Below are 21,720 nucleotides of genomic sequence, written 5' to 3' on the forward strand. Positions count from 1 at the left end.
TTAGCGGACGTGCCCGTCAAATCGGTTTACAGCGCTGCCGTGATTGCCACACCCAACTCTTCTGTTGAAGCGCTGCCGCCGAGGTCGCGCGTCAGGCTATTGCCGGCAGCCAGCGTGCGTTCAATCGCGTCCAGCACGGCGGCACCCGCTTCAGCGTAACCGAGGTGCTCCAGCATCATCGCACCACACCAGATCTGTCCAATCGGGTTTGCTACGCCTTTGCCCGCGATATCCGGCGCTGAGCCGTGTACCGGTTCAAACAGGCTGGGGAATTTCCCTTCCGGGTTGATGTTGGCGGAAGGCGCAATACCGATGGTGCCGGTACAGGCCGGGCCAAGATCTGACAGGATGTCGCCAAACAGGTTGCTGGCCACCACCACATCAAACCAGTCCGGATGCAGCACGAAGTTCGCCGTCAAAATATCGATATGATACTTATCGACTTTCACTTCCGGGTAACTCGGCGCCATGGCTTCGACGCGGCTGTCCCAATATGGCATGGTGATAGCAATGCCGTTGGATTTGGTGGCAGACGTCAGGTGTTTCTTCGGACGCTTCTGCGCTAACTCATAGGCAAACTTCAGGATGCGATCGACGCCCGTACGCGTCATCACCGTCTCCTGAATCACCACCTCGCGGTCGGTTCCAGGGAACATGGTGCCGCCCACCGACGAGTACTCGCCCTCGGTATTTTCACGCACCACGTAGAAATCGATATCGCCGGGCTGACGATTGGCCAGCGGCGCTTTGACGCCCGGCATCAGGCGAACCGGACGCAGGTTGACGTACTGATCAAATTCGCGGCGGAACTGCAGCAGCGATCCCCACAGCGACACGTGATCCGGTACCACATCTGGCCAGCCCACCGCGCCAAAATAGATGGCATCAAACTGGCTCAGAGTGGCGAACCAGTCATCCGGCAACATCTTGCCATGCTGCTGCCAGTACTCGGCGCTGGCAAAGTCAAACCATTGCCATTCCAGAGAAATATTGAATTTCTTTGCCGCTGCATCCATCACGCGGATGCCTTCTGGCATCACTTCTTTACCAATGCCATCGCCAGGGATGACGGCGATTTTGTAGGTTTTGCCGCTCATAGGGTTCTCGCAGGTTGCTGTTGATGTTCTGAACGCAGTATAACCATGCATCACCGGGAAATAATTAGCCTGAGCGGCAAGCCAATGTTGAATAAAAGTAGAGAATCGCGTACCTCCACCGACGATCTGGCCTTCTTTGTGCGCGTCGCAGCGCTGGAGAGTTTAACCGCTGCGGCGCGTGAACTCGGGCTATCGCTGCCCGCCGTCAGCAAACGTCTCAGCCACCTTGAACAGCGTCTGGGGGTGCAACTGCTGAAACGCACCACGCGGCGACTGGAGCTCACCGCTGAAGGAAAACGCTATCTGGAAGGGGCTCGCCCGTTGCTGGATCAACTGGCAGAACTGGAGGAGTCGGTGAGCAGCCAGGCGGCGGTGCTGCGTGGCAGCCTGAACATTAACGCCTCATTTGGATTTGGTCGCCGCCATGTTGCCCCCTGCGTTTCCCGTTTTGCTGCGCTGCATCCTGAAGTCTCGTTATCATTACAACTCAGCAGCCAGCCATTGAATTTCATCGATTCGCACATCGACATTGATATCCGCATTGGCGAACCGCCCGATGCGCGGCTCATCGCGCGTAAGTTACGCACTAATCCGCGCGTGCTATGCTGCGCCCCAATTTATGCGGAGCGTCACGGCCTGCCTGACAGTATTGCGGCGCTGTCGCAGCACAACTGTATTCTGCTAAGGCAGTACGAGAGTGATTTCGCACTGTGGCGATTGAGTGATGGCCAGCAGCAGGTGACGCAAAAGGTGCAGGGGAGTTTGATCACCAACGATGGCGAAGTGGCGATGCAGTTAGCGATGGATGGGCACGGCATTTTGCTGCGTTCCTGGTGGGATGCCCAGCACATGATTGAACGCGGCGATCTGCTGCATGTGCTGCCAGCATGGAGCAGCGTGGACGGGGATATTTTTGCCGTGTGGCGGCCGCAGCGTCAGTTACCCGCCCGCATTAGCGCCTTTGTCGATTTTTTGCAGTCCGCCTTGTAACTATTAAGTAATATTTGATTATTTGTAATCATCATTGACTGTTTGTGAGCATGATCAAACAAATCATTTGCTGTTTAGCCTATAAATTGCCCTGCTTGTGCGTGAATTCATTCTAATGTGAGTGAAATAAATCAATGAGCATAACCAGGGTTGCCTTTGTGCATAGACACTAAAATAACAAAACAGGCAACCTCATTAACGGCATGCGTGAAGCCCAGCGCAGGCCACGACCCTACGTTATCAATGAGGCTAAAATGAAACAGTTTTCTGCAGAAGGGATGATGATTATTGTCGGGATCGTCATCGCGTATATTCTGTTTACCACCTGGCTGACCTGGCGTCTGCGCAGCAAAAACAGCGGCGACTTTATGGCGGGATCCAACGTGATGCCGGCTTTTGTCGTGGGTGTGATGTTAATGTCTGAGTACATCGGCGCGAAATCGACCATTGGTACCGCCCAGGCGGCGTTTGAAGGCGGGTTTGCCGCTTCCTGGTCGGTGATTGGTGCCGCGATTGGCTTCCCGCTGTTCGGACTCCTGCTGGTTAAGCGTATCTACAACACCGGAAAAATCACCATTTCGGGTGCGATTGCTGAGCGTTACGGTAACTCAACCAAGAACATCATTTCCCTCATCATGATCTATGCGCTGCTGCTGGTGAATGTGGGGAACTATGTGAGCGGCGCAGCGGCGATCTCGACCGTGTTGAATCTCGATCTCACCACGGCGGCCGTAATCACCGCAATTGTCAGTACCTTCTACTTTATGTTCGGTGGCATGAAGGGCATTGCCTGGGTAACGCTGCTGCACAGCGGACTGAAATATATCGGTATCTTGATCATTCTCGGCGTCGCACTGCATATGACCGGCGGCGTTAGCCCGATGATCAAAGAGATGCCGCATTTCTACTGGACGTGGGACGGTAACATTGGGGCCAGCACCATATTTGCCTGGATGATTGGCACCATCGGTTCAATTTTCTGCACCCAGTTTGTGATTCAGGCCATTGCTTCCACCAAAAGTGCCGCATCCGCCAAGCGCGCTACCTGGGTTGCCTTCTTCTTCTGCATGCCGATTGCGATTGCCATTGCGTTAATTGGCGTGGCGGCGAAGTACCTGCATCCGGATATCAAAAGCCTGTATGCACTGCCGGTGTTCCTGCAGGATATGAGCCCCTGGCTGGCCGGGATTGTGACCACCTCGCTGGTGGCTTCCATCTTCGTCAGTGTCAGCACTGTGGCGCTGGCGATTGCCTCGCTGGTGGTCAAAGATTTCTATGTGCCGTATCGCAACCCAACGCCAGAACGTGAATTCCGTATGACGCGTTGGCTGTCGCTGCTGATTGGTTTCCTGCCGTTAATCCTGGTGCTGTTCGTCCCCGAAGTGCTGAAGCTCTCCTTCTTCACCCGCGCGATTCGTCTGTCGATCTCGGTGGTGGCGATTATTGCCTTCTACCTGCCGTTCTATAAAAGTACGCGCGGGGCGAATGCCGGTCTGATTGGGGCCTGCGTGGTCACCACCGTCTGGTATCTGCTCGGCGATCCGTTCGGCATCAACAATATGTATGTGGCGTTGATTACGCCAGCAGTGATCATGGTGATTGATCGCCTGATCCCTTCGGCACAAACGCACGACAAAAAAGCACCAAAATCTTCAATGCAAAACAGTGGAGCCTGATATGACCGATTCAACGATTACCGTCGAACGTAACGGTAACCTTCATCTGCACGCGCAGGATGCGCAGCAGCTCACGGCGATGCTGCCTTCGGTCTGTCCGCAGAATCACGCCGCTAATTTGCTGCCGCTGCCCAACGGCGACCTGCTGTGTGTCTGGTTTGGTGGCACGCAGGAAGGAATTGCCGATATCTCTGTGTGGTGCTCACGCCTGGAACAAGGCAGCAGCCAGTGGAGCGAAGCGCAAAAACTCTCGGATGATTCGACGCGCTCTGAGCAAAACCCGGTGCTGTTCCTCGATCCTGACCAGGAATTGTGGCTGTTATGGACAGCGCAGAAGTCCGGTAATCAGGACACGGCCATTGTGCGCTATCGCCAGTCGCGCGATTTCGGCCGCAACTGGAGCGCCATCGACACGCTGCTCGATCAGCCCGGCACCTTTATTCGCCAGCCAATTACCGTGTTACCGAATGGCAACTGGCTGTTGCCGGTGTTCTATTGCCGCACTCAGCCGGGCGTAAAATGGGTCGGTAATGACGACATTAGCGCGGTAAAAATCTCCAGTGATAAAGGCAAAAGCTGGCGTGATGTGGCGGTGCCGGATAGCCTCGGCTGCGTGCACATGAACATTACTTTATTGCAGGATGGCAGCTTACTGGCGCTGTATCGCAGCCGTTGGGCGGACTTTATCTATCAAAGTCGTTCGACGGATGGCGGTGAAAGCTGGAGTGCGCCGGTGGCGACTGAACTGCCAAACAACAACTCCTCCATTCAGGTGACCACACTGAATAACGGCCATCTGGCGCTGGTGTTCAATGCCATGAGCGCCAAAGATGCCAGCGAGCGTCGCCTGTCGCTGTATGACGAAATCGAAGATGAGGATGACGATGTGGCGGTGGCGGCCGAACCGGTGGTGCACACCGGACGCACCGCATTTTGGGGCGCACCGCGTGCACCGATGACGCTGGCCATCTCCCCGGATGGCGGCCAAAGCTGGCCGTGGCAGCGTCATCTCGACGAAGGCGACGGCTACTGCATGACCAACAATTCGCAGCAGAAACTCAACCGCGAGTTCTCGTATCCCAGCATCAAGCAGAGTGAGGACGGCGCACTGCATATCGCCTACACCTATTTCCGTCAGGCGATTAAGTACGTCCGCGTTAACGAAGCGTGGGCGAGGGGAGAGCAATGAGCCGACACGCGCTGGTGACGGGGGTTAGCTCCGGGATTGGCGCGGCGATTGCCGATCATCTGCTGGCGCAGGGCTGGCAGGTGACGGGATTTAGCCGCACGCTGGTAAAGAAAGATCATCCCGCCTTTACCTCGGTGAGTGTGGATCTGTTTGATGCCCGATTGCTGAAGCAGGCGCTGGCTGTTTTACCCAAGGTGGATGCGCTGGTGCATGCCGCGGGCATGATGGCGGCTGCGCCACTCGGCGATCTTGATGAGGAGCAGAGTGCGCGCCTGTGGTATCTGCATGTGCAGGTGGCGCAGATCATGGCGAACGCGCTGCAGCCGCAGATGACGCAGGGCGACCGCATTTTGCTGATCGGCAGTCGCACTTCACGCGGTGCCGCTCATCGCAGCCAGTATGTCTGCACCAAAGCGGCGATGGTCGGTATGGCGCGAAGCTGGGCGGCTGAATTAGCGCCGCAGGGGATTACTGTGAATGTGATCGCGCCCGGAGCCACCGAGACGCCCATGCTGCTGCAACCCGGCCGTGCCAGTTCCCCCCCGAAGCTGCCCCCTATCGGACGCTACATCAAGCCCGAGGAAGTGGCGGCGCTGGCGGGTTTTGTGCTGTCACCCGCTGCAGATGCAATAACCGGGCAGGAATTGGTGATCTGCGGTGGAGCGTCGCTGTAGAGAGCGGTTTTGTCCTGTTACCCACAGCTGATGCGATAACCGGGCAAGAGTGAGTGACTTGCGGTGGAGCGTCATTGTAGCGAGCGGGCAATATGCTGCCCCCCTCATCTGTCTTCCCTGAATCCCGCCCAGGATTCAGGGAGTGTTGGCACGAGAGCGGGTGGGGTAAGGGAAGCACATGCACCGTTTTATCCTATTTCCCTCGCAATGCGGTGACATCCACCTGCCAGATATTCAGTTTGTTATACAGCGCGGTCCGTGAAATCCCCAGTTGCTGTGCCGACTGACGCAGGTTGCCTTTCTGCTCACTCACTACCTGCAATACATGCTGGCGCTCATTTTCCTGCAGTGATGTTAAAACGCTGGATTGTGGTGGCGGGACGCGCTGCGTCATCTCTTCCGGCAAATCCGGTTTGCCAATCTCCAGCCCTTCACACAAATTCACCATGCGTTCAACCAGGTTCTCCAGTTCACGTACGTTGCCCGGCCAGTGCCACGCCTGTAAGCAGTGCATGGCTTCAGACGACACCTGCGGCGCGATGCGTTTCAATCGGGTACAGAGCGCCTGAATAAACGTATTCACCAGACCTGGAATATCTTCCTGACGTTCTCGCAACGGCGGAATGGCTAATGAAATCACGTTAAGACGGTAATACAGGTCGCGGCGAAAGGCGCCTTTCTCTACGGCATCCAGCAGATTACAGTGCGTGGCGGCAATGATGCGCACATTGACCTTGAGCGGATGCGCGGCGCCGATACGCACCACTTCACTCTCTTGTAATACGCGCAGCAGGCTGGTTTGCGCCTCCAGCGGCATTTCGCCAATTTCATCCAAAAACAGCGTGCCGCCATCCGCCAGCTCGAATTTTCCTGCGGAGCCGCCGCGCCGGGAACCGGTGAATGCGCCATCGACATAGCCAAACAGCTCACTTTGCACCAGGTCACGCGGCAGTGCGCCGCAGTTGAGAGCGATAAAGGGCTCCTGATGCCGTGGACTGGCGTTATGGATCGCCTGCGCGAACAGCTCCTTGCCGGTGCCGCTTTCACCGCTTAACAGCACGGTGCTATCGGTGCGGCTGCTAGCACGCGCCTTCTGAATGGCCTGCTGCACGCGCGGCGCGTGGCCGCGAATCATCTCAAAGGTATAACTGGCGCTGACGCCCATTACCTGCCGCGTAATCGCGCGGATGCGCTGGTTCTCGCGCAGTGACAGCACGCGGCCACCATCGGGTGCGGGCATTAATGAAATCAGGCAGGAGAGGGGCTGCACGCCATCCGGGATAAACTGCAACTCACGGTCATTACAGAATGGCATGGTCAGCAGCGATCCTCCCTGGGGTTGCAGTAACACATCAATCGGCCCGGCCTGAGGATCGAGACCACTGAAGATCTGCCGCGCATAGCGGTTTAACGTTTTGATCCGTCCGTGGCGATCGCAGACGATCACGCCCTCATTCAGGGTTTCCAGGATCGACTGCTGTTCCGCCAGCAAACTGCGCAACATTAATTGTTGTCCCACCGCTTCCGCAGCGGCCTGCACCGTGCCCAGCGTGTGCGCATTGAAGTTATCCGGTGTGGCGGTGAGTGTGAGCACGCCGAGCAGTTGGCCGCTGGCATCCCGAATCGGCGCGGCGGCGCACTGGTAGTGGCGCTTACGCAGATCGATCTTCCAGTTTTCCCCGCTCAACACATACACCAGCCGTTGCTCAATCAGGCAACGAGCTGTGCAGTTGGTGCCGAGCACCTCTTCGCTCAGGATGCTACCGATCGGCGTCAAATCAGCGCCGCAAAAATGCAGCGTGACACCTTGCGCGTCGGTGAGGTTGATATGGCCATCCGGGTTGTAGGCCAGCAGATTTTCCATCACGTTACGCGCCACCACAATCAGCTCAGCATTGTGCGCAAGGATGGCCGCCAGCTCATCCGCCGGTGGCGAAGTGTAGACGAAGGTGTGGGGATCGATGGCACGCTGCTGCGAACGTTGCCATGACTGCAAAATACTGCGGCGCATCCAGCCCGGTTGTTCACCCCTGACAAAGCTGTGCCAGCCCTGCCAGAGCAGGGTATCCCACTCGCCCGCTTCAGACCCTTCCGGCAGGCTGAAGATGGGATCGCTTTCATCTTTAAACGGTAGACGTTCGCTGGTGCGCATTAGCGGCTCCTGACTAATCTGGAATGTCCATTTTATTAACATGTGAAGTTGACATGTAAAGTTTATGTGCAATCTAAGGCACAAGGCTGTGTAGTGCCTCACACAATTCCCCGTTTTTCAGTTGGCATCTGAATTGCAATGAAATGCCTATCTCCTCTGTCCCGAACGGACATATCCAAAACAGTAAGGAATGATTATGACATTTCATCTTCAACCGGTTCGTGTGGGTTTGATTGGCGCAGGACGAATGGGCAGCTTCCACGCCGAAAATCTGGCGTATCGCGTACCCGGTGCCACGTTGGCGGCAGTCGCCGATCCGCAGCCCGGTGCTGCAGAAAAACTTGCCAGCAAGCTCGGTGTCGCGAAAGCCTACAGCGATTTGCACGCACTGTTGCGGGATCCGGAGATTGATGCGATTGCGATTGCGGCACCCGCTCGCACCCATGCCGAGTGGGTGATTGCCGCAGCGAATGCCGGTAAGCACGTATTTTGTGAGAAGCCAATGGCGGTCACGCTGGAGGAAGCTGACCGGGCGATTGCGGCCGCCATAAGCGCGGGAGTGGTGTTGCAGGTGGGCTTCAATCGCCGTTTCGATGCGGGTTTTGCCGCGGCGATAGCGGCAGTGAAGGCAGGCGAGAACGGCATTACGCAGTTAAGTCGTTCTGTGACACGCGATCCGGCGCTGCACGATCCGTCACGCATCCCGCAGTGGACCATTTATCTCGAAACGCTGATCCACGATTTCGACACCCTGCTGCACTTCAATCATGGGGCGAAGCCGGTGGAAGTGTATGCCATCGCCGATGCGCTGGTGCGTCCGGACTTCAAAGATAAAGGCTTGCTGGATACCTCGGTGGTGACGATTCGTTTTGATAACGGAGCGATTGCCATCGCAGAGGCCAACTTCCAGGCGGTGTACGGCTACGACGTGCGCGGCGAGGTGTTTGGCAGTAAAGGGATGCTGCAGGCGGGCCACATCACCTCTTCCAACTGCGTGCGCTACAGCGCGAGTGGTATCAGCATGGAGACTTCGCGTATGGATTCCGATCTGCTGCGCGAAGCCTATGTGGCGGAGATGATCGAGTTTGCCCGCTGCATCCGCACTGGCGAAACACCGCGCGCCACCGGCGAAGATGCACGCAATGCGTTGGAAATTGCGCTGGCCTGCATTGAATCGGTCACCCTCAACCTGCCTGTCAAAGTGGGAGCACGCTAATGGCTGCTTATCAACTCTCGGTTTGTGCCGAAATGGTGTTCCTCGATCTGCCTTTCGTTGAGCGTGTGAAACGCATTCACGCGCTGGGGTTTGGGGTCGAAATCTGGGGATGGGCCAATAAAGACATTGATGCGCTGGTCGCGACAGGTGCGCGATTCACCTCCATGACCGGTTATCTCACCGGCAATCTCACTGACGACGATGAGATCCAACAGCTGCTGCAGAGTGCCGAAGCCTCGCTGGCGGTGGCTGAACGGCTTAACTGCCCAGGGCTAAATCTGCACGGTACCGGGCTGGATGACAAAGGCTTGCCGGTCAAACCCGTGGAAGTGGTCACCGGTGCGATGTGGCTGAAAGCGGTCGATACGCTGCGTAAAGTGGCGCAACTTGGCGAGCGCGCCGGGCGGGTGTTCACCCTCGAAAACCTCAATCTACCGGTCGATCATCCTGGCACCCCGTTCGCGCTGGCCGCCGATACCCTGGCGCTGGTGGAAGCGGTCAACAGCCCGGCGCTGAAGATGAATCTCGACCTTTACCATGCGCAGATTGGCGAGGGCAATTTGATTGAGCTGATTCGCCGTAGCGGTTCCGCCATTGGCGAAGTTCAGGTGGCGGACGTACCGGGTCGCCAGCAGCCGGGAACGGGTGAAATCAACTATCGCGCGATCGCACGTGCGCTGCAGGAAGTGGGTTACAGCGGCACGGTGGCGATGGAGGGCTGGGCCAGTGGTGACAGTACGGCCGCGCTTGAGCAGTTCCGCGATCATTTCACGATCTAAGCGTTTTACCGCCGGGTATTTGCCTGTTGCCCGGCGTCATAACAATAAAACCTCAACCTACAGGAATCACCTCATGAACATCCGAAACATCGTGCTTTGTCTGTGCTCGCTGCTGCTGAGTTTAAGCGTCAGTGCGAAAACCTTCACCGTCGGCGTTGCGCTGGCTAACTTTGACCTTAACTTTGTCTCGATTCTGCGTACGCAGATGCAGGCAGAGTTAAAAGCCAATCAGCTTGACGGCCAGTTCGTGGATGCCAAAGGGGATGTGGCACTGCAAGTGCAGCAGGTGGATGATTTCATCAACCAGGGCGTGGATGCCATTATTCTTAATCCGGTGGATACGCAGGGTGTGTTGCCGATGATCACTGCAGCGAAGAACGCCAATATCCCGCTGATTTTCGTCAACCGTAAGCCAGAAGTGAAACTGCCGGGTGACATGGCCTATGTCGGTTCTGACTCCGCATTAGGCGGTGAGATGCAGATGGAAGCGTTAGCGAAGAAAATGAATTACAAAGGGAATGTGGCGATTCTGATGGGCGCCCTGTCCAATGAAGAGGCGCGTGAGCGCACCCGTGCGGTCGAAGCGGTGATCGCCAAATACAAAGACATGAAGGTGATTGAGAAGCAGACCGCCAAGTGGCAGCGCAACGAGGCGGTGGATGTGGTGTCGAGCTGGCTGCTGAATCAGCGCCCGATCGATGCAATTGCCGCTAATAATGACGAAATGGCGATTGGTGCCATCATGGCGCTCAGCCAGGCTAAAAATGAAAAGATTCTGGTGGCGGGAATTGATGGCACGCCCGATGGCCAGCAGTTTGTTAAAAACGGCAAGATGACGCTGACCATTTTCCAGGATGCTAAAGGCCAGGCAACCGGCGCGGTGCAGGTCACGAAGGCACTGCTGGATAAACAGAAAGTGAAGGAATACAACTGGATACCGTATCAGACCATTACTCCGGAGAACTACGCGCAGTTTGCTGCGAAGTGAGTTGAGCGATACGGCACAGGCGCACGACGTTGCGCCTGTGCTTCCCGAGGAATCATCGCATTCAAGTGAACCTGCTCACATCCTTTCCTTTCAATTATTAACGGTCCTAAACTTTCCCATTAACGCGCCGATAATTTCACCACTCAGTCTGATCGTTTGGCCCTTCATTGTTGGGCATCTTAATCAACCTCTGGTGTAGAAAATTGCCATGATCGCAACACCCTTGTCAGGCCCGGACGCCGCGCCGGTGGAGATGGTTTCGCTGCGACGAATTGCACAGCGCGCAGACAGCCTTGCGGTGATCCTTAACTGGGGATTGTGGCCGATTGCGCTCGGCGTAGGGTGGATGAATGATAGCTTAACCGTAGCGCTGATTGCCGGTCTGGCGTTGGCACTGCTGTCGACCTTCTTTGGCACGGTTCTGCGCGGAACGCTGACTTCAAGGCTGGTGCTCTCAGCCTTGCTGATCGGCTGGGCAGGGTTACTGATTCAACTCGGCGACGGTGAAACCGAATATCACTTCTCAGTATTTGTATTGATGTCGGTGCTACTGGCGTGGCGCGATATCCGCCCACTGATCATGGGGGCAGCAGCCGCGGCCACGCATCACATCCTGTTTAATTATCTGCAGGAAAACGACCTGTTCGGCGTGGTGGTGTTCCATCATCCGGGCTGGGACATGGTGGTGTTTCATGCACTGTTTGTTGTGGCGCAGACCGCCATCTTACTGGTGATTGCGCGTCAGATGGCCGCCGATGCACGTTCCGCGAGTGAAGTCGCGGAGCTGGCCTCACGGATCAACCAGCAGGCCGGGTATCTGACGCTGAATGCGGATAGCCAGCAGAGTGAAAGCCCGTTCGCCCGCACTTTCAGTACCACGCTGGGCACCATGCATGGCACGCTTCATCAGGTGAGCCTCGGCGTGAGCGCCTTGTTGACGGAATCTGAGAGTATTTTGCAACGCAACGCTGAACTGTCGACCCGCACCGATGAACAGGCGCAGGCACTGGAAGTGGCGGCCAGTGCGATGACAGAAATCAGCATTGCTGCCAGCTTAACGCGTGACAAAGCACAGAGTGCAAGCGAGTTAGCGCGGGATGCACGGGCGGTGGCCACGCACGGAGAGGAAAATATCCAGTCGGCGAAGGGCTCAATGGCGAAAATCAGTGCAGAGTCGCAGCGGGTGAAAGTGATTTTGGAATTGATCGACGGCATCGCTTTCCAGACCAATATTCTGTCACTGAACGCCTCAGTCGAAGCGGCGCGCGCTGGCAGTCAGGGGCGTGGTTTTGCCGTGGTGGCAAGTGAAGTGCGCAACCTGGCGATGCGCAGCGAGAATGCTGCCCGCGAAATTCGCCAACTGATGGATGCCAGCACGTTGAGCACCGAGCATGGCACGGTGCAGATTGAGCACGCGGCACAAACCATGCGCGAGATTCACAGCAGCATCAGCGGGCTGGCACAGCTGGTGACCGAGTTATCAGAGATGAGCGAACAGCAGAATTTGAGCATCGAGCAGATTCAGCAAAGCATTAATAGCATCGATCACAGCGTGCATCACAACGTTCAGCACGTGGCGGAAACCTTGCAGGTGGCGCATCAGCAGCAACAGCAGGCTAACCGATTACAGCAGGCAATTGCGCTATTCAAATTGGATTGAAAATCGGCGAGAGGCAACGTGCAGATCACGACCACTCTGGCTGATAGGGCGCACCGAGGTGCGTCCCTTTTAGCCGATCAGGCAACACCCTTAACCAGCAACACGCGATAGTTCGCGCCTTTAACCCGGTGGGCTTTTGCTTCCTGATACGCCGGGCTGTGATACCAGGCTTTTGCTGCATCAATATCCGCAAATTCCAGCACCACTACGCCTTCCGCATCACGGCCTTCCAGCACGTCGAGATCGCCATAAAACGCCAGCGGTGTAATCTGATGATCGCCGCGTGCTTCACCGGCTTTCTGCGCGTAGGTTGCCAGCTCATCTTTATCCAGCGTTTCGTCTTTAATCATCACCACATAAGCGGCCATTACTGCTCTCCTCGCGCCTGACGCTTGTCTTCGGTGTTGGTATCGAAATCAGAAGCATCGTGGCGCTCCAGCAGTTGATCCTGCGGTTCAGCACCAAAGGCTTTATTCACTTTGCGGCCACGGATCACCGCTGGACGCTCAGCGATCTCTTTAGCCCAGCGCACCACGTTTTTGTACGACTGCACATCAAGGAACTCGCCGCCGCCATAGATGTTGTTCAGCACCAGATTGCCGTACCACGGCCAGGTCGCGATATCGGCGATGGTGTACTCCTCACCGGCGAGGAAGCGGTTGTTGGCGAGCTGGCGATCCAGCACATCCAGCTGACGCTTGGCTTCCAGCGTGAAGCGGTTGACGGCGTACTCGATTTTTTCTGGCGCGTAGAAGTAGAAATGACCGTAGCCGCCGCCAAGATAAGGCGCAGAACCCTGCAGCCAGAACAGCCAGTTCAGGGTCTCGGTACGGCCTGCGATATCTGCCGGGATGAAGTGACCAAATTTCTCGGCCAGATACAGCAGGATGTTGCCTGATTCGAACACGCGCAGCGGTGGCGTCACTGAGTGGTCACTCAGTGCCGGAATTTTGGAGTTCGGGTTAACGTCAACGAAACCGCTGGAGAACTGATCGCCATCACCGATGCGAATCAGCCAGGCATCGTATTCGGCTTCTTTAGCCCCGACGGCCAGCAACTCTTCCAGCAGGATGGTGACTTTCTGGCCATTTGGTGTACCGAGGGAATAGAGCTGCAGCGGATGTTTGCCCACCGGCAGGGTCTTCTCATGCGTCGGCCCGGCGAACGGACGGTTAGTTTTCGCGCCGTTACCTTTGGCTTCCGGGTCCCAGGTCCAGACTTTCGCGGGCTGATACTGATTTTCCGACATAGTGATTTCGCCTTGTTGTGATTGCGTTTTTTGCTGCTACTGAGTGTAGCAGCGACAGATGAAGGCGATTTAACCGCGCTGGCGGTGAGATGCAAAGTGTGATTATGAGAAGTTCTCTTGCGTAAACAGCATAAAGTCCACTTTGCCGGACTGGTAGGTGTCAGGCTGTTCACCCTCTTCGAGATGTTTTAGCAACAAGGTCAACGCCAGCTGAGCATGGCGCAGGGTGTTTTGATCGAGTGTCAGCGTCAGCACGCGCTTCTCGAAAAGCTGGCGGGTGGTGGCATACAGCTCGTGAGTGACGTACACCACTTTGCCGCCGAGCCGATGGCGCGCCAGCGCTTCGTGGATCTGCGTGTTGCCGAGGCCGGTGTTGTAGAGTCCGACGATGTTTTGCGATCCGGCCAGGGTTTTCTCCAGCAGACGGCTGATGCGATCGCGTTCATCCTGCCCGGCAAGAATTTCCCGCAGACGCAGCTGCGGAAAACGCTCCGCCAGCACGGCTTGAAAACCTTCAATGCGCTGACGATGCGCTGAGTAATCGGCGCGGCCACTCACCAGCACCACATCGCCCGGTGCATTGATCATGCTGCCGAGCATCAATCCAGCGGTGCGTCCGGCTTTATATTGATCGATACCGACATGACACAGGCGTGCCGCATTGGGCAGGTCCGTCACCATAGTGATCACCGGTACGCCGCGCGCCTGACACGCCGCTAAGGCATCATAAATCAGCGGATTTTCGTGGGCGAAAACAATGAGTGCATCCATCTTTTTACTGCTGGCAGCAATGTGCGCGGCCAACTTCTCGGGGGCGTTTTCCGGGATCAGCGTGCGATGCAGGCGCAGGCGACGATAGCCCAGTTCATCAGCCAGTCGGGCGAAGTCCTGTGCCAGTTGCTGAAAGAAGAACGAACCGTTGCCGCTAAGCAGGACTTCAATCTGCCAGCTATGGCGATGCTCCTCTGGCAAAATACGCTTCAAACCCGCATCCCGCGCCGCCTGCAGGATTTTTTTAGTCATCGCCGGGGACACACCACCGCGATCGTTTAATACCCGATCAACCGTGGCCACGCCCACGCCTACTTGCTTCGCCAACTCCGCCAGCGTCAGTGCTTTCATCTGAGGTAATTCCATCAAAAACCGCGTTCAGCTAGCCTGCCAGAAAGCGCTATTTTGACAACATCGGCAATTCCGAAGTGTGAACAAAAGGAGCGTTAAAATGCGGACCCCGCAACGTTTTGCCTTGATTGGCAGTGGATTTATCGGCCAGGTGCACGCCGCAAACCTGGCGGCGCATCCTGGTGTGGAGTTGGCGCTGGTGTGTGACATTGATGCGGCTCGTGCCGAAGCGGTGGCACAGCGCTATGGCGCAAAAGCGGCCAGCGTGCAGCAAGCGCTAAACAGTGATGCCATCGACGCGGTGCTGATCGCCAGCGCCACACCAACCCATGCTGAACTGCTGGAGCAGGCGGTGCTGGCGGGCAAAGCGGTGTATTGCGAGAAACCGATTGATTTGTCGTTGCAGCGTGCGCGTGAGGTGGTGGAGAAGATCTCTCCGGTGCAGGTTCCTGTTACCGTTGGCTTTAACCGCCGTTTTGATCTGAGCCATCAGCAACTTAAATCACAGCTCAAACAAGGGCTGATTGGCCGCACTGAACTGATTCAGATGGTCTGCCGCGCGTCAGAATTGCCACCGATCAGCTATCTGCAAGCTTCCGGCGGTCAGATGCGCGATCAGGCGATCCACTTTTTCGACCTGTTGCGCTGGCTGACAGAAGATGAAGTCAGCACTGTTGGCGCACTTGGTGCCGCACTGGCGATGCCGGAGATCCGTGATTTTGATGTCGATACTTCGGTGCTGATCATGCGCATGCAGCAGGGCGCGCTGGCGCAATTGGATAACACGCGCCGCACGGCTTACGGCTACGACGAACGCATCAGCGTGATGGGCAGTGAAGGGATGCTGGCTTCAGAGAGCCAGTCAGCGCGCGGTGCCACGCTGTATCAGGGGAAAGGGATCACTCAGCCCGGCTTGTATCCCGACTGGTTTAGCCGGGTCAAAGAGACGTACTACACCCATCTGGATGCATTTGTGCGCCATATCGGCGGAGAAAAGATCGAAGGGCTGCCGGGATTGATCGACGGTCTGCGCGCGCAGGCGATTGCCGAGGCGGCACAGTTATCGCTGACGCGGGGTGAATTTACAGAAGTGGAGAAAGTGGCAATCTAATGCCGCTACCCCAACGCACTCCCGCAGGCGGGAGTGCTTGTCGGTGGAGAGAGTCTTCCATTCAGCTCACGGGTTGAGCGCGGGCACGATTTATTCCCCCTCTCGCGATGAGAGAGGGGGAAGGAGCCGTGGGGCGGGTCTATTTCAGCAGTTCACGCTCAATCAATTCACGCGTTTCCACTGCCTGATACTTCATCTTTTCCGGATAGCCAAACAGCGCCGCCGAGATAATCGACTCACCGCCGACTTTGTAGGTGCGGTTGGCGAAATCCATCTCACGCAGCGTTTCAAACAGCGCATCGAAGTTCACTTCACCTTCACCCACGGCAACGTGCTGATGAATGGTCGCATCGACACCCGGTGGGTTGACGATATAGCGGCAGTGCTTGGTGTGGTTCATGGTATCGGCAATCAACATATGCGACAGATCGTCGCCCGCGTAATGCAGCATGTTTTTCACATCGCCCACGCCTTTGTCGTAATAGAAGGTGTGCGGCGCGCTATAGATGTATTTAACGTTATCGCTGCGGAACGATTTCACGATATCCGCCGTTTCGTTGCTTTGTTCGCAGAAATCCCAGGGATGTGCCTGAATTTCGACGCGGATGCCTTCACGTTCGATAATCGGTAATAACTCATCCATTGAGCGATAGAACATCTCTTCACAGATTTCCGGCTCGTTAGGATTGCCTGAGAGTTCGGTATTGATCACCTGCACCCCCATCTCAACAGCGATTTCAATCATGCGTTTCCAGTTCTTTACCGCCGCCTGGCGACGCAACTCGTCCGGGCCAGACCAGCGATAAACCGTGATAAACGAAGAGATTTCTACGCCGGTCGCATTCAGCGCATTTTTGTACTCACGCATGATTTCCCGGCTGGCCTTCGGGTGTTTATAGAACGGATTGATCTGTGGATGGGGCGATTGTTCGATGTACTTGTAGCCCCATTCCGCCACCTGATGCACCATGCGCGTGATGCCCATATCTCTGATGACATCCACATCAAAAGCGATTTTCATATTGTTCTCCTGATCGTTAAGCGGTGCGCTCTTCATTAAACACCACACCGATCTGCTTTCTGACTTCATCCATGGCTTGCAGCGTGGCCAGTGAGGTGGCCAGCGGACGGACAGGTGAGTCAGACAGCCCCTGATGAATACACCAGGCGGTATGTTCGATTTCATGACAGAGCTGAATATAGCGGTTGTTCGGTTCTTCCCAGCGCAGCGTATGGCGGCCATCGCTGGAGGTAAGACGGAAATTGCCCGGCGCGTAGAACTGGCCGTCGAGATAGAGCGTGGCATCACGGCCGGCGATGACGGCGGTGCCCGGTGTGTTGCTGAACAGCGTGGTGTTGAGCACCGAGTGCATGCCGTTGCCGTGAGTGAGCAGCATCGACGTTTGCCCATTCACGCCGCCCGGTGCCGGCTGGCCTTTCGCCACAATGCTGCCTGGCGCACCGCCGACCAACACGCTGAAGCCGATCAAATAGCTGCCAAGATCCAGCATCGGACCACCCGCCAGATCCAGATTGAAAATGCGGTGATCCTGCGTGAAGTATTCGCCATGATCGGCGATGAGAGTATGAACCTCACCTAATGCGCCATCGGCCAGCAATTGACGGATCACATCGTACTTCGGCGCAAAATCGCACCACATCGCCTCTACGCACAAACGTTGTTGTTTGTGCGCTTCCTGCTGTAGCTGCAACGCCTGCTGTGCATTGAGCGCTAACGGTTTTTCAATCAACACATGCTTGCCCGCTTGCAGCGTGCGCAGCCCGTCGGGAAAGTGATGATTGTGCGGTGTGGCGATATACACCACATCAATGTCCTGGCGGCTGAGCAGGGCGTCGAGGCCTTCAACGGCGTGCGGGATATCCCATTTGCTGGCAAAGGCTTGCGCTTTCTCCAGGCTGCGTGACGACACGGCGACCAACTGCTGCTGAGTGTGATGACGCAGCGCGTTGGCAAAGTGGTCGGCGATCCAACCGGGTCCAACAATGCCCCAGCGCAGCGCGGGAATCTGGTTTTCAGGGTGACGGCGAGGTGCAGGTAGGGTCTGAGGGAACATATCATCTCCGTTATTATTGAGTCGTTCATGTGCCGGGAGCCGATAAGGCAGATCGCTTTCACTATAGAAAGGCGCGACCGCCGCCTCTATTTATTTACTGATGCAAATCCATCACTCCTCACCTCAATCATCGAACAGAAAAATATCAAACATTTATTCCGGTAGGTAATTTAATGAAATGGATCATTTCATTTTTGCGAGGGCGATCAAATTACTGAGAGATTCTCTATCAGGCCTTGCGATTTGATGACGATTTCTTACGCAATGGTTTCGCATTTCCATTCTGATTCGGGCATTATTTTTGATAACTAACTATCAAACTGGAATGTGTTGATGAGCAAAATCACCATGAACGCCATCGCGGATGCGGCTGGCGTCGGTGTCGCCACGGTGGATCGGGTATTGAATCGCCGGGCACCGGTGCGTGCGGCCACCGAGCAGAAAGTATTGGAAGCCGCCAACCGACTGGGTTATCGCATGGCGCCGGTTGCCCCGTTCAATGCTGAGGCGCACTCCGCGCGCGTGGCGCTACGCATGGGGTTTGTGCTGCTATCAAAATCTTATTCGTTCTATCACTCGCTGACGGATGCCCTGCGGCAACAGACACAGCCGTTGCATCCCGCAGGCAGTGAACCACGGTTTTACTGGCATGACATTGATGACGTTGCAGCAGTGGTGGCCTCGCTGCATAAGCTGGCGCAAGAGGTGGACGTGATTGGCTTAGTCGCGCTGGATCACCCACTGATCCGCCACGCCATCGAACAGATCTCACGCCAGGGCGTGCGGGTTTATGCACTGTTCTCCAACTTCTCGCCCTGTGGACATGCGGGCTATTTCGGGCTGGATAATCAGAAGGCCGGACGTACTGCTGGCTGGGTGGCCTCGCATCTGCTGCATCAGCCGGGATCGGTGGGCGTGTTGGTGGGCGACCATCGTTTTACCTGTCAGGAGAGTTGCGAAATCAGCTTCCGCTCTTATCTGCGCGAGCAGGACAGCACCCGACGTGTATTAGAGCCGCTGAAAACCCATGAGTCGATTGATGGCGGCTATCACGCGACACGTCAGTTGCTGGAAGAGCATGCCGATCTCGCCTTAATCTACGCGCCCTGCGGCGGTATTGAAGGCGTGATTCATGCCTTACGCCAGCAGCCGCAGCGCAAGGTGGCGTTGATTTGCCACGGTCCGGTGAAAGAGGGCGAGCTGGCACTGATTGACGGCACGATCACCGTGATGATTCGCCATGAAATTGAGGACATGGTGCGGCAATTTGTCCGCACGACTCAACAAACTGTCGAATCAGGTGCGCATTTCTCTCAGGTCACGCTGCCGTTTGAGATCATCACGCGTGAGAATCTTTAGCCTCAAAGTACCGAAATCTGGCGACGCGATGAGAAGCGGCAGACTGATTCGCTCTCAGGCTGGCTGACCGGCAATGCGTCGGCAGCACTTAAGTGGTTGGCCTGAAAGTGGCGCCAGTTATGGTTTTGATAAATTATCTATCATTTTAATGATGAAAAATAACATGATCGTTATCAAAAAATGAATGTTTCATGATTGCTGTGGGTGAAATGTTTATTTGATACTTGCGCTATCCAACACCGCAAGGAACGATCATGACGATTCACATTGCTAATGCGCCCTGCAGCTGGGGTGTCGACGATCCTAAAAACCCTTTCCTGCCACCCTGGCAGAAAGTCCTGTCGGAAGCGGCTCAGGCGGGCTACGAAAGTATTGAGCTGGGTCCATGGACTTATCTTCCAACCAACGCGGCCGAACTGCGTCACCAGTTGGAAGCACATCAGCTTTCGCTAGTGGCGGGCACGATCTTTGACGATCTGGTCAGTGAGGCAAACTTCCCGGCGATGGTAGAACTGACACACAACATCTGTCGCAACCTGTCGCAGGTCCCTACCGCAGAGAAAACCCACGCGGACAATTTTCCCGCGCCTTACCTGGTGATCATTGATTTCGGTAATCCTGAGCGTGCCAGATTTGCCGGGCAGTCTGACAAAGCGCCGCGACTCTCTGGCGAAGAGTGGCAGCGCATGATGCAGCACATCACCACGCTGAGCCAGATTGCTCGCGATGAATATGGCGTGCGTGCGGTGATCCACCCGCATGCGGGCGGCTGCATTGAGTTTGCCGACGAACTGGAGCAGTTAGTGCAGGACATTCCGCACGAGGTGGCCGGTTTGTGCCTCGACACCGGGCATCTCTACTACTCCGGTATGGATCCGATCCCCTATCTGAGCCGTTACTGGGATCGCATCGATTACCTGCACTTCAAAGATGTGAATGACGCGGTCTGGCGCGATGTGATTGCGCGTGGCGTGGACTTCTTTGCTGCTTGTGCCGAAGGGGTAATGTGCCCGATTGGCAAAGGCGCGATTGATTATCCGGCGGTGCGGGCGTTCCTCGCTGAGCGCAATTATCAGGGCTGGATCACCATCGAGCAGGAGCGCGATCCGCGCAATGCCGACACCAGCCTGCGCGACGTTACCGCCAGCCTTCACTACCTGCAATCGGTCGGATTCTGAGGAGAACATCATGATTAACGGCATTAAAGCTCTGGATCGTTCACTGCGCTGGGGCATGGTGGGCGGCGGCGGTACCAGCCAGATTGGCTATATCCATCGTTCTGCGGCACTGCGTGATGGCAATTTCGTGTTGCAGGCGGGCGCATTTGATCTTAACGCTGAACGAGGTCGTGCGTTTGGCGTATCGCTGGGCGTCGATGCGGATCGCTGCTATCCGGATTACGAAACGATGTTTGCGGCGGAAGCGACGCGTGCAGACGGCATCGAAGCCGTTTCCATCGCCACACCGAACAATACCCACTTCACCATCTGTCGTGCGGCGCTGAATGCCGGTCTGCATGTGGTGTGTGAGAAGCCACTGTGCTTCACCACCGAAGAAGCGGACGAGCTGGAAAAACTCTGTGTCGAGAAGAAGAAGATCATCGGCGTGACTTACGGTTATGCCGGCCATCAGCTGATTCATCAGGCGCGCGCGATGATCGCGGAGGGGTTGCTTGGCGAGATTCGCATTATCAATATGCAGTTCGCGCACGGCTTCCATAACGAAGCGGTGGAGTTGCAGAATGAAAGCACCAAGTGGCGCGTCGATCCACGCTTTGTCGGCCCCAGCTATGTACTGGGCGATCTGGCGACCCATCCATTGTTTATCGCGGAAACCATGGTGCCGAAACTGCAGGTGAAACGTCTGCTGTGCAGCCGCCAGAGTTTCGTGAAAACCCGTGCGCCGCTGGAAGATAATGCTTTTGTGATGATGGAGTACGACAACGGCGCCGTCGGCACCATGTGGGCCTCGGCGGTAAACTGCGGCTCGATGCACGGCCAAAAAATACGGGTGATTGGTGAAAAGGCCAGTCTGGAGTGGTGGGACGAGCAGCCGAACCAGTTGCGTTATGAAGTGCAGGGCGAGCCGGTGCAGATTCTGGAACGCGGTATGGGCTATCTGCATAAAAGTGCGCTGGCCGATGACCGTATTGGCGGTGGTCACCCGGAAGGGCTGTTTGAAGCCTGGTCAAATCTCTATCGTCGTTTTGCGCTGGCGATGGATGCCACCGATCGCGGTGATGAGGCATTTCTCGCCGACTTCTGGTATCCCGATGTGCATGCCGGATTGATGGGCGTGCGTTGGGTTGAGCAGTGCGTGAAGTCAGCGGATGCCGGTGCGGTGTGGGTGGATTGCTAACCTGAAACGACCTCGATGCTGACGG

The 21,720-nt window shown here is 56.2% G+C and carries 19 protein-coding genes; 12 read left to right on the top strand and 7 right to left on the bottom strand.

What is annotated here, in order from left to right; all coding sequences use genetic code 11:
• Positions 1-26: 26 nt before the first annotated feature.
• Positions 27-1,097, bottom strand: coding sequence for a tartrate dehydrogenase (locus IAE30_RS19680; protein WP_200680777.1), 1,071 nt, complete (start codon positions 1,095-1,097; stop codon positions 27-29).
• A gap of 84 nt (positions 1,098-1,181) precedes the next feature.
• Here IAE30_RS19680 and IAE30_RS19685 point away from each other — a divergent pair, with 84 nt between their 5' ends.
• The 4 genes from IAE30_RS19685 (at position 1,182) to IAE30_RS19700 (ending at position 5,626) form a co-directional block, all read left to right on the top strand.
• Positions 1,182-2,087 (top strand): LysR family transcriptional regulator, encoded by a 906-nt coding sequence (locus tag IAE30_RS19685; RefSeq protein WP_038643555.1) that lies wholly within the window; start codon positions 1,182-1,184, stop codon positions 2,085-2,087.
• A gap of 254 nt (positions 2,088-2,341) precedes the next feature.
• Positions 2,342-3,763, top strand: a complete 1,422-nt coding sequence (locus tag IAE30_RS19690) for a sodium:solute symporter family protein (RefSeq protein ID WP_200680778.1) — start codon at positions 2,342-2,344, stop codon at positions 3,761-3,763.
• 1 nt (position 3,764) lies between these two features.
• A complete protein-coding gene (locus IAE30_RS19695) occupies positions 3,765-4,952 on the top strand; it encodes an exo-alpha-sialidase (protein ID WP_200680779.1) in 1,188 nt (395 codons plus the stop codon).
• Complete coding sequence (locus tag IAE30_RS19700; RefSeq protein WP_200680780.1) at positions 4,949-5,626, top strand: SDR family NAD(P)-dependent oxidoreductase; 678 nt, start codon at positions 4,949-4,951, stop codon at positions 5,624-5,626. The genes IAE30_RS19695 and IAE30_RS19700 overlap by 4 nt, the downstream gene beginning before the upstream one ends.
• Before the next feature lie 193 nt (positions 5,627-5,819).
• Here the strand turns inward: IAE30_RS19700 and IAE30_RS19705 are convergent, their stop codons facing one another.
• A complete protein-coding gene (locus IAE30_RS19705) occupies positions 5,820-7,778 on the bottom strand; it encodes a sigma-54-dependent Fis family transcriptional regulator (RefSeq protein ID WP_200680781.1) in 1,959 nt (652 codons plus the stop codon).
• Between the two features lie 196 nt (positions 7,779-7,974).
• On the opposite strand from IAE30_RS19705, the gene IAE30_RS19710 reads away from it, so the two are divergent.
• The 4 genes from IAE30_RS19710 (at position 7,975) to IAE30_RS19725 (ending at position 12,421) form a co-directional block, all read left to right on the top strand.
• Entirely contained in the window at positions 7,975-8,994 is a 1,020-nt protein-coding gene (locus tag IAE30_RS19710; RefSeq protein ID WP_038643545.1) for a Gfo/Idh/MocA family oxidoreductase, read from the top strand.
• Positions 8,994-9,773, top strand: a complete 780-nt coding sequence (locus tag IAE30_RS19715; protein WP_034826749.1) for a TIM barrel protein — start codon at positions 8,994-8,996, stop codon at positions 9,771-9,773. Before IAE30_RS19710 ends, IAE30_RS19715 begins: the two co-directional genes overlap by 1 nt.
• A 73-nt stretch (positions 9,774-9,846) precedes the next feature.
• Positions 9,847-10,761 carry a substrate-binding domain-containing protein gene (locus IAE30_RS19720; protein ID WP_200538036.1) on the top strand — a complete coding sequence of 305 codons (915 nt, stop codon included), beginning with the start codon at positions 9,847-9,849 and terminating at the stop codon, positions 10,759-10,761.
• A gap of 208 nt (positions 10,762-10,969) precedes the next feature.
• Positions 10,970-12,421, top strand: coding sequence for a methyl-accepting chemotaxis protein (locus IAE30_RS19725; protein ID WP_200680782.1), 1,452 nt, complete (start codon positions 10,970-10,972; stop codon positions 12,419-12,421).
• Between the two features lie 77 nt (positions 12,422-12,498).
• On the opposite strand, the gene IAE30_RS19730 is transcribed toward IAE30_RS19725, so the two are convergent.
• The 3 genes from IAE30_RS19730 to IAE30_RS19740 form a co-directional block, all read right to left on the bottom strand.
• Positions 12,499-12,789 (bottom strand): DUF1330 domain-containing protein, encoded by a 291-nt coding sequence (locus tag IAE30_RS19730; protein ID WP_038643541.1) that lies wholly within the window; start codon positions 12,787-12,789, stop codon positions 12,499-12,501.
• Entirely contained in the window at positions 12,789-13,670 is an 882-nt protein-coding gene (gene yghU / locus IAE30_RS19735; RefSeq protein ID WP_038643540.1) for a glutathione-dependent disulfide-bond oxidoreductase, read from the bottom strand. The genes IAE30_RS19730 and yghU overlap by 1 nt, the downstream gene beginning before the upstream one ends.
• 102 nt (positions 13,671-13,772) lie before the next feature.
• Positions 13,773-14,792: a LacI family DNA-binding transcriptional regulator gene (locus IAE30_RS19740; RefSeq protein WP_038643537.1), complete on the bottom strand. Its 1,020-nt coding sequence runs from the start codon at positions 14,790-14,792 to the stop codon at positions 13,773-13,775.
• Positions 14,793-14,892: 100 nt separating this feature from the next.
• Here IAE30_RS19740 and IAE30_RS19745 point away from each other — a divergent pair, with 100 nt between their 5' ends.
• Positions 14,893-15,903: a Gfo/Idh/MocA family oxidoreductase gene (locus tag IAE30_RS19745; protein WP_200680784.1), complete on the top strand. Its 1,011-nt coding sequence runs from the start codon at positions 14,893-14,895 to the stop codon at positions 15,901-15,903.
• Positions 15,904-16,042: 139 nt separating this feature from the next.
• Here IAE30_RS19745 and IAE30_RS19750 read toward each other — a convergent pair whose 3' ends face one another.
• Positions 16,043-16,924, bottom strand: coding sequence for a sugar phosphate isomerase/epimerase family protein (locus IAE30_RS19750; RefSeq protein ID WP_200680786.1), 882 nt, complete (start codon positions 16,922-16,924; stop codon positions 16,043-16,045).
• A 16-nt stretch (positions 16,925-16,940) separates the two neighbouring features.
• Entirely contained in the window at positions 16,941-17,978 is a 1,038-nt protein-coding gene (locus IAE30_RS19755) for a Gfo/Idh/MocA family protein (protein WP_200680787.1), read from the bottom strand.
• A 333-nt stretch (positions 17,979-18,311) separates the two neighbouring features.
• Between IAE30_RS19755 and IAE30_RS19760 the strand changes: the two genes are divergently transcribed.
• From IAE30_RS19760 to IAE30_RS19770, 3 genes are all read left to right on the top strand, one after another.
• A complete protein-coding gene (locus IAE30_RS19760; RefSeq protein WP_200680788.1) occupies positions 18,312-19,337 on the top strand; it encodes a LacI family DNA-binding transcriptional regulator in 1,026 nt (341 codons plus the stop codon).
• A 254-nt stretch (positions 19,338-19,591) separates the two neighbouring features.
• Positions 19,592-20,515, top strand: a complete 924-nt coding sequence (locus IAE30_RS19765) for a TIM barrel protein (RefSeq protein ID WP_200680789.1) — start codon at positions 19,592-19,594, stop codon at positions 20,513-20,515.
• Between the two features lie 10 nt (positions 20,516-20,525).
• On the top strand, positions 20,526-21,695 hold the full coding sequence (locus tag IAE30_RS19770; RefSeq protein WP_200680790.1) for a Gfo/Idh/MocA family protein: 1,170 nt from the start codon (positions 20,526-20,528) through the stop codon (positions 21,693-21,695).
• The last annotated feature ends 25 nt before the right edge of the window (positions 21,696-21,720 follow it).

The organism is Pantoea sp. S61, assembly GCF_016625145.1.
Taxonomy (GTDB): domain Bacteria; phylum Pseudomonadota; class Gammaproteobacteria; order Enterobacterales; family Enterobacteriaceae; genus Pantoea; species Pantoea rwandensis_B.